The sequence below is a fragment of the Enterococcus diestrammenae genome, from assembly GCF_049384045.1.
Taxonomy (GTDB): domain Bacteria; phylum Bacillota; class Bacilli; order Lactobacillales; family Enterococcaceae; genus Enterococcus_C; species Enterococcus_C diestrammenae.
The window spans coordinates 117334-130014 of sequence record NZ_JBMRGR010000004.1; the positions used below are offsets into that span (position 1 = coordinate 117334).

The window sequence follows — 12681 nt, forward strand, 5'->3', positions numbered from 1 at the left end:
ATAAAGTAAAATAAAAGGGGAATATCATAAAATGGGGGCGTAGCGGATGATGAAATGGCGATGGACGACGAAGAAATGGACGCTTTTATTCCTGACGATTATTTTTTCTTTGCTATTTTTGCCTTTCGTGGGTCATCTGATGGCGGCTCCGACGGCTTTACAGCATAAAATTGATGGCGTAAAGGCGCAAAAGATGGTCGCCAACGAAGCTTATTATGCATTGCGGAAATCAGAGGACTCCCAGCAAGTCACTCGTCGTTTGGAAAATGAAATTATCCATCTAGAATCGCTGCTGGTAGCGCTAGAAGAGGGGAATGTTCAAGGGGCGCTGCCTCACGAATTGGCGATTGCGAAAAGTCGCTTAGTGGGAATTCGTGGGACCAATCCGACTTCGCCGAAAATCCAGCATCAAGAAGCTCGCGTGGCCCAATTGCAGTATTTTATCGATCATCCTGATAAGAAAGTGATTGATTTTGATTATGCCGAAAAGCTCCCGTTGTTGCCGTACTTAGCAGGGATTTTTCAGCAAATTCCTGGCGGCTTATTTTTTTTATGTTGCGGCTTGTTCATGGCAGCCAGTTTTTGTAAGCCTCAGTTTGCTGCTGATTTGGCTAGCTGGGAAAAATGGCCCTCTACGTCAGGAGGGCCTCAGTGTTGGGGAGCTACTTTTCAACGAGGGTTTGGTTGGTGTTTGGCGTTAGTAGGGGGAGCTTTTGGCGGGGTTAGTCTGTTGGTCTGTTTGAAAGATGGGCTAGGGGATGGTCAGTTACCGTTGTATTATCATGATTTTGCTGGTCAGTTACAAGCCATGACGCTGTGGCAATACCTGTTACGTTGTAGCGTATCGCTTTTATTGGGGCTTCTACTTTTGGCAGTGGGGACTAGTGTGTTGGCAAGATTTACCAAAAGGCTGTCGCTCCACTTGGGTGTTTTGGCGCTTTTATTGTTGCCCTCCCTATTTCCAGAGCTTCATCAACTGGTTAATGAAAGAGTGGCCCAGTTTTTGCCAATGAGCTATCTGGATTTGCCAAAGTTTATTTTGATGACAAATCCTTGGCAGAGCTTCTTGTTAAGTTGGGAAAAAGGGCTGACCTTGTGTCTCATTCTGGTAGCGTTCTTAGTAGCGGTGGGCCAAGTGGTAGATAGACGCAAAAAAAGTTCGGATGTAGTGCTAACTTCTGACCAGCAAATGGAGCGAAATCATTCTAAATGACGATGACGGAGGATAAAGTTGCTAAAAGCTTCATTAAAAATGCGGCAGAGTATGTTATCATACAAGAAGAAGAGAGCAGAAGGGGGCTTTGATTTTGTCAGAATTAGCAGATGCAATTGGTCAATTGAGCACTTCCCAAGAATTGTTGAATGAATTTGCCCGTCAAATGGAGCGACACCCGATGTATAGTAAGCCGACCTATCAAGAAAAAATCAATGATCTACGAGATTATTCCAACGGCTTGTCCGTAGTTACTTATCTGGTGCCACCGCAAAAAGAAACTCCCGCTGGTGACTTTAGCATAGCTACCATTTTGCGAGAACAGTTGGGCTTGATTGGCAATGTCTTGGCAGCCTTTGATTCAGAGGAGGGGCAGCAAGCAGCAACGACAGCATTTGACTTGAAAGATGCGGATCGACGACGAATCACTATGAGCTTGCAGGGCATGATCGAGTTGAACAATCTTTTGCGCCAAGAAGAGGATGTGACTTTGAGCCTCTCGGAGTCAAGCGCAAAAGCAACAACCCCACCGGTAGAAGCGAAAAAAGGCGGCTTCTTCAAGAAATTATTTGGCGGACGTTAAAAAACAGAACCTCCTTCGTTGTGTAACGAGGCGGTTCTGTTTTCTTATAGATAAAGAACTTATAAAAAATTAAGCTCCAAAAAGCCTGATGTATCAGTAATTAAGTGGCCTATCATGCCGATATTTTGATGCCCGAAAAAGGTGGGATGTAGCTCCGTAGGAATTGGGTTGACGGTAGCTAGACCGGCAAAAGCCAAACGAAAAATCTGTTTGTCTTTTACCTTGCGCATTCAAACTTAGAGTAAGTGGTGCAAGCACCACAACTCTAAGTAATTCTTTACGCATCTTTAGAGCTACTGTCAATCCAATTCTACTCTGCTAAATCTCACCTTTTTCACGGTACTCATGCTACCCACGAGGAAATAGTTGCTGGGTTTACGAAGCAAAGGGAATAAATCGCTTATCGATAAAACAGGCCGGACTTGCTGGAGGAGAATGCCTCGGGTTGTAGTGCTAAGGATGTCCGAGGGCTAAAGGAGCATATCGCATACAGTTCACCTAAGCAGAAATCGCTAAGGTGAGCTAGCAAATTACTTGTTGTTGTCCAACGATTTTGTTGGACTTACAACATGTTTGACTTCGGCAAGGAGCTATCAGAAGCATGACGCATACAGTTCATCTAAGCAGAAATCGCTAAGATGAGCTAGCAAAATGACAAATGTTCTTTAGTTGGCATTTACCGGTCCCACTACAACTCGAGGGATTCTCCGGAAGCAAGACCAGCCGGCTTTCTTATTTAGGAAGGTTCTCGTAGGCTGTATTTGCGGATATCTATGCTCCGGTTTTCGCACCATTCCAGAAGACTGCCAGAAAAGACGAGGGGGACATGGCGCAGATCTACCAGATTTTTTTGCCCAGTCAGTGTCATGAGCATTCGCAACTGCTTTTTCCAATCTTCAACAAGTTGGATGCCGGCCTCGATACCTTGATTTCTGACGGTATGAAGAATTTTTCCAGAAACTCCACAAGCGCGGGCCCCTAGTAAAAGGGCTTTGTAGATATCGTAGGCATTGCGGATACCACCAGAGGCGATGAGGTCGAAAATTTGGGGTACTTCTAAGGCTTCTAGCAAAGATTCTGGGGTGGATTGACCGAAATCTTGCAAGTAGGCGAGCTCTTGTTGGGGTCGGCGGGCATTTTCGATTTGGGTAAAACTTGTTCCCCCCCGGCCACTGACGTCGATGGCACTGGCACCAATGTTGACCAAGTCTTGGACCGTTTCACGACTCATGCCAAAACCAACTTCTTTGACGATGACGGGAACCGAAACATGGTGGATGATCGCCTCGATTTTGCTAAGCCAGCCACGAAAATCCCGATCCCCTTCAGGCATGACCAGTTCTTGGGGAACATTCACATGGACTTGGAGAGCGTTGGCTTCAAATAAGTCCACTGCTCGCTGGGCATCGGTGACGGAGGAGCCGGCGCCGATATTGGCTACCAGAAAACCCTCGGGATAGGTCTCCCGTACGATGGTAAAGCTATCCGCAGTAGTTGGATCTTTTAAGGCAGCGCTGACAGAACCGGTAGCCATCATCAAGCCAGTTGCTTTGGCGACGGTGGCTAATTTGTGGTTGAGTTCCCGGGTCATGTTACTGCCACCCGTCATGGCATTGATGAAAAACGGTGCGGTCAATTTGGTATCCAAGATTTCGGTGGTGAGGTCGGTTTCTGCTAAAGCCATTTCCGGAAAGCCGGTATGGACCAAGCGAATCAAGTCAAAATCATTAGGCCCTGCTTGGAAGAAAGCGTTGGCCAAGTCGGCGTGTTGGTCTTTACGGTTCATCAAAGGTCCTCCTATCAAAAGTGAATGCTTTGGGAAAACCCGGCAAGCAAATTGCCGGGTTTTAAGTCGTGTTTTAGTTTTGTGGGTAATGATAAACGTGCAGCGGTAGCGGAATGATTTCAGCCTTTTCCCAAGCGCTCATCAAAGGTAAAATTCCAGTTTTTTGGTCAGTAATAACGATGCCGCAGTCACCACCGCCGGCTCCAGAGGATTTAGCCGCTCCGTGGTATTGAGTAGCTAAATCACACATGGTCTTCAAAGCCGGTGTTTCGATAACGACACCGGTAATCCGCGTCAGCCGATGCAAGAGACCGCGATTTTCGATGATTTTTTCTTTAATCAAAGGGATATTTTTTTGATTAAAGGCTTGAATCATTTCCTCGACGCATTGCCGACTATCCGCGAGAAATTCGCGATAGCGCTCTTGACGATGTTCCTTGGACTCGTGGACTTGATCTACCAAATCACTGGTGGAAGCAGGGCTACCCGTCCAGCCAATCAAGAGGCGCAGGTTTTTCGGAGCAGCAAGGGGCTGAATCATCAACTGAGGCCAAGTGGCTTGCAAAAGTTCGGTCATGGTAAGTGTTTCTTGGGCGGTTTTGACCCACTGGGGATCGAAAGTGGAAAAGGCAATCCAGCCGCCGTAGCAACTAGCGGCAATATCGCCACAAGAGCCATTGCCTTGGACTTCTAAGTGGGCCAAGGCGGAAATTTTGAAGACAGTCATCTGATCCATGCCCAAACCATAGAAGGCGTCAAGGGCTTTGACGGTGGCTACTGTGACGGCACCACTTGAGCCTAGCCCGTATTTGCGACCGCTGGAATTGTCCAGTTCACTGGTGACTTTTAAGTCGTAGAAGGCGAGCGTCCGTCCTTGTTCTTGGGCGTATTTTTCAGTCAAATGAATCGCCGCCAAAATATAGTGAAAAGGATTTTCCCGGACATCTAGGACTAGCTGGTTTTTGCGGCGAGTCCATTTGATGGGCAAATCGCTGTATTGTTGCGATTGGATGCTACCGTTACCTTGGGTTTTGGCAATCGTGACGGTAATAAATTGGTCCACCGCGACGATCACGGCAGGATGACCGGGCTCCACCACGGCGTATTCACCGGCGATAAAGAGTTTCCCGGGGACGGATACTTCAATCATAAAAAGGGACTCCTAACTGAGTGTATCGGTATTTAAAAATAACGATAACGAATAATTTGTCTTAGAGATAACTGATGCCAGGGCCAGCATGGGCTAAAATTAGCCGGTCTGAGGAGAAGCTGTTCGAAAATGCTTGTTGAACAGCAGCTTCATCTTGGCGACGGCACAATACTTTGACGTTGGGACCGGCATCCATAGTGAAATAACATTCGGTACCCGTGGCCCGCAGCTGACGGACCAAATCCATCGCCAGCAAACTCTGAGGCGACCAATAAGTAAAAGGCGGTACTGCCGCCAAGGTGGTGGCGTGCATCTTGAGGCCGTTAGCTTCAGTAATTCTCCCCAAGGCAGTGAAGTCTTGGGTAGCGATGGCTTGTTTGATGGCAGCTAAATCTTCAGGGAGACTAGCTAACCAGCCTGGGTAAAAGGCGGACGTTGCCACGGTCCGGCGCATACCATCACGGCTGGAGACGTCTTTTTGTTTGTCGTTGATTAAGACGAAAAGCATCGCCAAATCATTTTCAAAACCATTGGCAGCAAGGGGATGAGCCAAACTAGTGATATCATCGATCCCTTGTTCCCATTCGACAAAGCCGCCGAAAATACTGCGACAGGCAGATCCTGAGCCCCGACGAGCCAGACGAGATAGTTGGCTGTCATCAAGCCCTAGTTGCAAGGCAGCATTTCCAGCAGCTGCTAAAGCGGCTAGTCCGCTGGCGGAAGAAGCTAGACCGGCTGCAGTAGGGACAAAATTCTCGCTGGTCACCGCTGCTCTAAGTTTTGTACCGGCTAGCTCTCGGAGTAAATCGAGAAACCGGCTAATTTTAGCAGTAGCCGCAGTGTTTTGCAGTTGACCATCTAACAGAAAAGTGTCAGCTTGCAACGCAGGGTCGAAGCTGACGGTCGTTTCCGTATAAAAAGCGTCTAAGGTAAGGGATAAGCTGTTGTTCATCGGAAGAATCAATTCTTCATCTTTTTTGCCCCAGTATTTAATCAAGGCGATATTGGTGTAGGCCCGGGCTTTTCCAGTGTGCATAAAATAAGGTGCTCCTTGCAAGAATAATAGGATAGCAAATGCTAATAAAACAGAAAAAATGGTTGTTTAGTGAAATTACAACCAAGCAGAAACGGCAGGACGGCAGCCTAATGCTTGTAACCAAGTTTCTTGGGCGCCAGCTGCGGTTAGTTGATTGGCGATGATTGCTGCGCTTTGGGTGTCACTGGCTAAAGCGATCATACAACCACCTCGTCCACCCCCAGTTAGTTTGGCTCCGAGGGCACCATTGTTCAAAGCGACTTGTACCAGATGATCTAAGGTGCCGTTGCTGACAGAAAGTTGTTGCAACAAGGCTTGAGCTTCATTCATTAAATTGCCAAGGCGATAGGACTGGTTGGCAGAAATTGCCGTTTTGGCTTCTCGCGTCAAGTCTCCTAAACGAGTAATAATTTGCTTGGTAGCAGTGGGAGCAACTGACATCAAGTGGGCTACATCTGCCACGGTATCGCGGGTTTTCCCTTTGACTCCCGTATCAGCGACGATCAGGCAGCCATCCAAGTTAAGGGGAAAAGGGATAAAGGGTTGTTGACGTTCAAATAAAATCGGCTCGGTGCCACTAGTGGCTGCGGCATCGATGCCACTAGGATTGCCGTGGGCGATTTTTTCGGAAGTATTTACATAGTGTAACAGACCAGAGGGTGTTTCTTCCACTTGCTGCCAAGCCAAAAAGGCGCGGGTCACCGCTACCGCCACCGCCGCACTCGACCCCATCCCCCGTTCGGCAGGGATAGTGCTAGTGATGCGGCAAATAACTGGGCCGGTAGCAAAATCGTGACGTAAAAGGTGTAATAATTCTTTGAGGTTGTTTAAGGCGGTGGGGGCTTTGGCTAAAGGACCAGAAAAATAGCTAGAATCTAGCCAATCTTCTGGCGCCGACTGGATTGTAGCCGTCACTTGGGCCGCCGAAAAAGGCAACGCAATCGCCGGCTCACCATAGACGACAGCGTGTTCTCCCATTAAGATGATTTTTCCATTGGCCTGACCGGTGGCAAGCTCCCTCACAATCGTACACCTCATTTATTACTGAATTTGGGCAAAAAAAAGCCCACTCTGGTTCATTTGTAGTGGTTCATGGTGGTACCGAGACCACCAACAAAGTGGAAACCTGACAAAGTTGTCATTTTCCTCGCTTCCTTATTCTACTAAATAATCGGGATTCCGTTAAGAGTTTCAGAAAAAATGCTGGGATTTCCAGCGGTTTCTTAATGAATTTTTGGAAAAAGCCCCTAGATTTTGCGATTTGTTTAATTAGAAATGAGTGCAGTAGATTCATTTGACCGTAAACCGTTTTCTGCGTTATAGTGGCTCAAGTGACTTTTTGAGGGCACAATAATGAGACGAATGAGAGTTGGAGGACGATGGCTGTGATCGTATTAGCAGGGACAATCGGTGCGGGAAAATCAAGTTTGACGGAGATGATTGCCAATCACTTAGGCAGTGAAGCTTTCTATGAATCTGTGGATAATAATGAAGTGTTGCCGCTTTTTTATGCTGATCCCAATAAATATGCTTTTTTGTTGCAAATTTACTTTTTGAACAAGCGTTTTGATAGTATTAAACAAGCTTTGAAAAATGAGGACAATGTTTTGGACCGTTCCATTTATGAGGATTCGTTGTTATTTCATTTGAATGCGGACCTCGGTCGGGCGACAGAAACGGAAGTCCGGGTTTATGACGAACTGTTGGCGAATATGTTGGAAGAATTGCCTTATGCGGCTCATAAAAAACATCCCGATCTTTTGGTGCACATCAAAGTCTCCTTTGAAACGATGCTAGCCCGGATTGAAAAACGGGGTCGTCCTTATGAACAATTGGACTACGATCCGAGCCTCTACGATTACTACAAAGAGCTAAATAGTCGTTATGATGCTTGGTTTGAGGCCTATAATGAAAGTCCAAAAATCCAAATCAATGGCGATTTGTTGAACTTCGTGGAAGACGAGCAAGCAGCGGTGGAAGTCTTGCGTTTGATTGACGAAAAATTGGCTGAAACCCGTCATATGCAGACGGTGGGCTGAGTTAGATTAGCTGAAATAGTTGAAGCAGCGGTGGGGAATCTTGTTGAAGGCTTTCCCGTCGCTGTTTTTGTAGACTAAGGTATTATTAATTTTTCACAAATGAAAATTCCATCATACCAAGTCTAGCAATATTTGGCTTCACGAACTAGCATTCTTCGGTATTAGTTCCTTTCTTTGGGCTTTGTCTGGACTACTGTTATAATGAAAGTAATAGTAGGATGATTATTGCTGAGGAGGGAGCGGATGGAAAAAATTCGCAGTTTTAATGAGGAAAAATCCGCGTGGGTCCAAGTAGACGCCCATGAAGTAGAGACTATCCGTCTAGTACAAGAGAAATATCAGATTTCTGACGAGATGCTGACGTACTCACTAGATAAAAATGAACGAGCGCGGGTGGAGTTTGATTCGGAAAACCAGGCTTTTCTGTTAATCTTTAATGTCCCTCATCGGGAAAAGACCGAAAATCATTATGAAACTAGTCCGATGACGTTTATCATCAAAGGGGGGCGTTTGTTTACTTTTACGACTGTGAAAACCCAGTATGTCAACGAACTGATGGAGCGTATTTTACACAAAACACCGCTACAAGGCGAGTATAGCTTGTTATTTCATACCTTGTTTGTCATCAGTGACGCCTTTTTCCCTTTGATTGAAGAGGTTAATAGCCAACGAACGCGCCTAAATAACAAGTTAAGGGAAAAAACTACCAATAAAAACTTGATTGCCATGAGTGATTTGGAGATTGGCCTGGTTTATCTGGTATCAGCTACTAAGCAAAACGCGGTGTTGTTGCAACAAGTGCAAGCCCAAAGCATCTACCATCATCTCAATGAAGTGGAAAAAGAACAGCTGGAGGATGCCTTGATTGAAGCGAAACAAGCGGTGGAAATGACCCAGCTGGCCTCGCAAGTTTTGGAGCAGCTTTCCGGTGCCTATAACAATTTGTTAAATAACAATCTGAACGACACCATGAAGTTTTTGACAATCTGGTCTTTGTTATTGACGGTTCCCACAATTGTCACTGGCTTTTTCGGGATGAATGTGCCGTTGCCTTTTTCAAACTCGGTATTTGGCTGGGGAATCGCGATGCTGATCAGTATTGTTTTGGCGGTGTGGATGTTATTAGCAATGTGGCGAAAGATCAAATAAACAAAGGGACTGGGGTGTTTTATGCTAGTTTTACACGAACCGAGACTTGACGAATTGGCTTTTCGTCAACAGCTTTTAGCTGATGAAGCGACGATGACGTATAATGAAGCTTATGGAGGGACAATCGCTTTTCCTGAAGAACGCTGGAAAAACTGGCACCAACGTTAGGTGGCTAATCATTCACCAGCCTTTTTTTACCGTTATTTAAAAAAGAGCCAAACGGAGAAATTTGTAGGAGAAGTTGCCTATCATTTTGACGAGGAGAGTCAGCACTATTTGTGTGATGTTATCGTTTTTAGTCCTTATCGTGGGCAGGGATTTGGTGATCAAGGGTTAAAATTATTGATCCAGGCGGCTACGGATAACCAGTTAACGACGCTTTTTGATCACTTAGCTCCAGGAAATCCAGCGGTGTCACTTTTTTTTGAAAAATGGCTTTACTATCGAAAATGAAACAACAGAGGGGACGCTGGTCAAACGCGTTTTATAAATGAAGAGACAAAAATCAGGTTAGTCGATTGGCCAGCCTGGTTTTTGTCTCTTTTGATTTACTATTACGCAATGACCAACCCCAAACTGGCACCAATTACCAAGGCCTGGGCTGGATCCACCGTCAACCCTTTTAACTGTTGGGCAGATAAGCCGATTTTTTCGAAAGTGTTCGTGGTGAAATCCAGACCGGCTAAAGATGTGTGGAGCCAGTTGGTGCCGTGGAGATCATTTTGTTTTAGTTGGAGATTTTTCCAAGTCAGGTCGTAAAACTCGGCTTCCCGCAGGCGACAGTTGGAAAAGGCGATACTTTTGAGGTTCGTATTTGCAAATGAGGCGTAATCCAGTAAGCAGTCTTCAAAAATGACATCCCGCAAGTAGCTTTCAGCAAAGTTGGTGCCAGTCAGTTTGCAATGGCGAAAGGTAACTTGATGAAAGCTTGCGCCCAACAGTTCGGTATTGGCTAAATCACACTTATCAAAGAGGACATTGCTAGCTTCAAACCGCTCGAGGCGATTTTTGACAAGGATGACTTTTTCTAGCTGACACTGGCGTAAGACAAGGTTATGACAGGTGAGGGAGCTTTGATCACTATCTTGGAAGAGACAATTTTGGTAAATTTCTTCGTCGTCTAAGAAAAAAGCGCCGGGAGAAAGATTGTTTAACTGGGGGGAGCTGATGGCCTGTGTTTTTTTCATGGTGATGCTCCTTCCTTTGTGAAAATAACTGTATCCAGTTTACCATGATGTCAGGAGTAATAGGGGTGCAAAAAGCTCTTTTTAGTGATGAGGTACCAGTGTTTTGCTGTATTAAAATATCAGGTGTACTGTTATATTTTATTTGTGTTTTTCTTCACTAGCGGAGCAAAAGACGAAATAAGTGTGAAAAACTTCTTTTGTGAATTTTTTGCAAAGGTTTTCCTTTCAGAAAGTAATGGAATTATTGATAATATAGGAGGAAATTAAGAAAGTTTGAAATCCTTTTATTTTTGTCAAATTCACAAGCATAAAGTTAGATTTGTGAAGAAAGTCTCGTTAGAATGAGGGTGTATTTAAAACTAAGGAGATGTAATACAATGACTAAAACTGTTATTATCGGTGCGAACCACGCAGGGATTGCAGCGGCAAATACATTGTTGGATAATTTTGCAGATCAAGAAGTCGTGTTAATCGACCGGAACACCAACCTTAGCTATCTCGGTTGTGGTACGGCGCTGTGGGTGGGCCGTCAAATCGAGGATTATCACGGCCTGTTTTATACGAAAAAAGAAGATTTTGAAGCAAAAGGTGCTAAGATTTGGATGGAAACGGTGGTCGACAATGTCGACTTTACCGAAAAAGTCGTGACTGGGACAACCAAAGATGGGGAAAAAGTGGTGGAAAGCTATGACAAACTAATTTTAGCCACTGGATCGCGACCAATCTCACCTAAAGTTCCCGGGAACGATTTGGAAGGGTTGCATTTCTTGAAACTTTTCCAAGAAGGACAAGCTGTCGATAAAGAAATTTCTAAAGATAGTGTGAAAACGGTAGCGGTTATCGGTGCCGGTTATATCGGGGTTGAAATCGCTGAAGCTGCCAAACGTCGCGGGAAAAAAGTCTTGTTGTTTGATGCAGCGGGACGTTCATTACCTAGCTACTATGACAAATGGTTTACAGATGACATGGATCAAAACTTGGCAGATCATGGCATCGAATTACACTTTGGTGAACTAGTTCGAGAATACAAGGGAACGACACGAGTTGAAGCAGTGGTATCTGACTCTGGGGAATACCCAGTAGATATGGTGATTAATGCCATTGGTTTTGGACCAAATGCTGAGCTGGGGAAAGACCATTTGGAATTGTTTGCGAATGGTGCTTACTTGGTGGATCGTCACCAACAGACCTCTGATCCAGCTGTCTATGCAGTGGGAGATTGTGCGACAATTTACTCCAACGCTTTACAAAAAACGACGTATATCGCTTTGGCTTCCAATGCCGTTCGTAGTGGGATCGTCGCAGGTTTCAACGTCGGTGGTAAGGTTGTCGAATCTGAGGGGGTTCAAGGCTCAAATGGGATTTCGATTTTTGGCTTGAATTTGGTTTCCACTGGCTTGTCCGTCGAAGCAGCTGAGAAAAATGGCTTGGCTGTCAGCTACGTGGACCACGAAGCTTTGCAACGACCAGCCTTTATGGAACACAATGCACAGGTGAAAATCCGGATTGTTTACGAAACGGAGAGTCGTCGCATCGTCGGGGCACAGTTGGCTTCCACAGAAGACATTTCCATGGCGATTCATATGTTCTCCTTGGCCATCGCTAAATCGGTGACCATCGATGAATTGAAATTGACGGATTTGTTCTTCCTGCCACATTTCAATGAACCTTATAACTACATTACCCAAGCAGCTTTGAAGGCGAAATAATCGAAGCTGAACCAATCAGTAAAGAAAAATCGGTAGCCGCGAGGGTTGCCGATTTTTCTTTTTAATTATGGAAAGCGCTTTCTGATATGTGTTATAATTAGTAGGTAAACACGGCGGAAATTCGCGGCTTATTCAATTGTCATTGTTTTTTTATTCCTACTTATTGTTTGAAAGGAGCGCCTCTGATGCTGATTACTTTTAACCAAATGGCTCGCTTTAAACCTACCACGACTGCCAAACGACTAAAGGCTTATTATCATAGTCAAGAGAGTCGTCCAGCCGTTTTTCTGAGTTATTTGTGCTTGATAAATGTGGTGGCGTCATTGTGTCCGACGGTGGTCAAATTAGAAGTCCAACTGTATCGTGAGGAAGTGCGGGAGTTGTTTTTTGCCAATCGTGAGGTGCCAGAGATTAGCAAATATTTGTGGCGTTTTCGCCGTTTTTTTACGGTGGCAGAATGCTGTGACTTGCTAAAAGGCAATGTAACGGAGCGGGTATCGGCATCTCGAGTGGCGGTTTTCGGTAATGAGATGGCCTTTTTTGGCCTAAATCAGCTGTCAATCAAGGGTTTTACTGCAGTAAGCGGCAATTGTTTAAATCCAATCCGGAAAGGGAAGCACACTTTTTCTATTGAATATTCAGAAAATTTAGAGAAAAGTGTTGACAGCTTGCCCCAGTTTAAGGTATTTTGTTACTAACAACTGACGTAGGTGATAAAAATGACGAATTTTAAACAAACATTGGAATTGTTATTATTATAGTTTTGGACTCTTTCTGGTATCATTTTAAGAAGAGTCCTATTCGCATTGCATAAAGGAGAACCTTTGTG

The 12681-nt window shown here is 45.1% G+C and carries 13 protein-coding genes; 8 read left to right on the plus strand and 5 right to left on the minus strand.

The genetic code is table 11. The features are described from left to right. Positions 1 to 46: 46 nt before the first annotated feature. Both ACO03U_RS04450 and ACO03U_RS04455 read left to right on the plus strand, forming a co-directional pair. Complete coding sequence (locus tag ACO03U_RS04450) at positions 47 to 1213, plus strand: hypothetical protein (protein WP_204685833.1); 1167 nt, start codon at positions 47 to 49, stop codon at positions 1211 to 1213. A gap of 94 nt (positions 1214 to 1307) precedes the next feature. Beyond that, entirely contained in the window at positions 1308 to 1796 is a 489-nt protein-coding gene (locus tag ACO03U_RS04455; RefSeq protein ID WP_204685835.1) for a hypothetical protein, read from the plus strand. A 736-nt stretch (positions 1797 to 2532) separates the two neighbouring features. On the opposite strand, the gene fni is transcribed toward ACO03U_RS04455, so the two are convergent. The 4 genes from fni to mvk all read right to left on the minus strand — a co-directional run bounded on the left by fni (position 2533) and on the right by mvk (position 6791). Then, positions 2533 to 3582 (minus strand): type 2 isopentenyl-diphosphate Delta-isomerase, encoded by a 1050-nt coding sequence (gene fni / locus ACO03U_RS04460; RefSeq protein WP_204685837.1) that lies wholly within the window; start codon positions 3580 to 3582, stop codon positions 2533 to 2535. A 73-nt stretch (positions 3583 to 3655) separates the two neighbouring features. Beyond that, a complete protein-coding gene (locus ACO03U_RS04465) occupies positions 3656 to 4732 on the minus strand; it encodes a phosphomevalonate kinase (RefSeq protein ID WP_161870387.1) in 1077 nt (358 codons plus the stop codon). A gap of 61 nt (positions 4733 to 4793) precedes the next feature. Then, positions 4794 to 5768: a diphosphomevalonate decarboxylase gene (gene mvaD / locus ACO03U_RS04470; protein ID WP_204685839.1), complete on the minus strand. Its 975-nt coding sequence runs from the start codon at positions 5766 to 5768 to the stop codon at positions 4794 to 4796. 75 nt (positions 5769 to 5843) lie between these two features. After that, entirely contained in the window at positions 5844 to 6791 is a 948-nt protein-coding gene (gene mvk, locus ACO03U_RS04475; protein WP_423104404.1) for a mevalonate kinase, read from the minus strand. Between the two features lie 356 nt (positions 6792 to 7147). On the opposite strand from mvk, the gene ACO03U_RS04480 reads away from it, so the two are divergent. From ACO03U_RS04480 to ACO03U_RS04495, 4 genes are all read left to right on the plus strand, one after another. Then, positions 7148 to 7807 carry a deoxynucleoside kinase gene (locus tag ACO03U_RS04480; protein ID WP_202625865.1) on the plus strand — a complete coding sequence of 220 codons (660 nt, stop codon included), beginning with the start codon at positions 7148 to 7150 and terminating at the stop codon, positions 7805 to 7807. 243 nt (positions 7808 to 8050) lie between these two features. After that, on the plus strand, positions 8051 to 8956 hold the full coding sequence (locus ACO03U_RS04485) for a magnesium transporter CorA family protein (protein WP_204685850.1): 906 nt from the start codon (positions 8051 to 8053) through the stop codon (positions 8954 to 8956). A gap of 21 nt (positions 8957 to 8977) precedes the next feature. Then, a complete protein-coding gene (locus tag ACO03U_RS04490) occupies positions 8978 to 9124 on the plus strand; it encodes a hypothetical protein (RefSeq protein WP_204685852.1) in 147 nt (48 codons plus the stop codon). After that, the gene (locus tag ACO03U_RS04495; RefSeq protein ID WP_204685854.1) at positions 9125 to 9409 is read left to right on the plus strand and encodes a GNAT family N-acetyltransferase; all 285 of its coding nucleotides are present in this window, start codon (positions 9125 to 9127) and stop codon (positions 9407 to 9409) included. It begins immediately after the preceding gene. 101 nt (positions 9410 to 9510) lie between these two features. On the opposite strand, the gene ACO03U_RS04500 is transcribed toward ACO03U_RS04495, so the two are convergent. Beyond that, positions 9511 to 10143 carry a pentapeptide repeat-containing protein gene (locus ACO03U_RS04500; RefSeq protein WP_204685859.1) on the minus strand — a complete coding sequence of 211 codons (633 nt, stop codon included), beginning with the start codon at positions 10141 to 10143 and terminating at the stop codon, positions 9511 to 9513. 377 nt (positions 10144 to 10520) lie between these two features. On the opposite strand from ACO03U_RS04500, the gene nox reads away from it, so the two are divergent. After that, on the plus strand, positions 10521 to 11852 hold the full coding sequence (gene nox, locus ACO03U_RS04505; RefSeq protein ID WP_161870380.1) for a H2O-forming NADH oxidase: 1332 nt from the start codon (positions 10521 to 10523) through the stop codon (positions 11850 to 11852). Positions 11853 to 12037: 185 nt separating this feature from the next. After that, positions 12038 to 12550 (plus strand): hypothetical protein, encoded by a 513-nt coding sequence (locus ACO03U_RS04510; RefSeq protein ID WP_204685860.1) that lies wholly within the window; start codon positions 12038 to 12040, stop codon positions 12548 to 12550. The last annotated feature ends 131 nt before the right edge of the window (positions 12551 to 12681 follow it).

Coding starts and splice junctions, on each gene's coding strand:
- ACO03U_RS04450 (WP_204685833.1), top strand. CDS start 47: ATGATGAAATGGCGATGGACGACGAAGAAATGGACGCTTTTATTCCTG.
- fni (WP_204685837.1), bottom strand. CDS start 3,582: ATGAACCGTAAAGACCAACACGCCGACTTGGCCAACGCTTTCTTCCAA.
- ACO03U_RS04465 (WP_161870387.1), bottom strand. CDS start 4,732: ATGATTGAAGTATCCGTCCCCGGGAAACTCTTTATCGCCGGTGAATAC.
- mvaD (WP_204685839.1), bottom strand. CDS start 5,768: ATGCACACTGGAAAAGCCCGGGCCTACACCAATATCGCCTTGATTAAA.
- ACO03U_RS04480 (WP_202625865.1), top strand. CDS start 7,148: ATGGCTGTGATCGTATTAGCAGGGACAATCGGTGCGGGAAAATCAAGT.
- ACO03U_RS04485 (WP_204685850.1), top strand. CDS start 8,051: ATGGAAAAAATTCGCAGTTTTAATGAGGAAAAATCCGCGTGGGTCCAA.
- ACO03U_RS04490 (WP_204685852.1), top strand. CDS start 8,978: ATGCTAGTTTTACACGAACCGAGACTTGACGAATTGGCTTTTCGTCAA.
- ACO03U_RS04500 (WP_204685859.1), bottom strand. CDS start 10,143: ATGAAAAAAACACAGGCCATCAGCTCCCCCCAGTTAAACAATCTTTCT.
- nox (WP_161870380.1), top strand. CDS start 10,521: ATGACTAAAACTGTTATTATCGGTGCGAACCACGCAGGGATTGCAGCG.
- ACO03U_RS04510 (WP_204685860.1), top strand. CDS start 12,038: ATGCTGATTACTTTTAACCAAATGGCTCGCTTTAAACCTACCACGACT.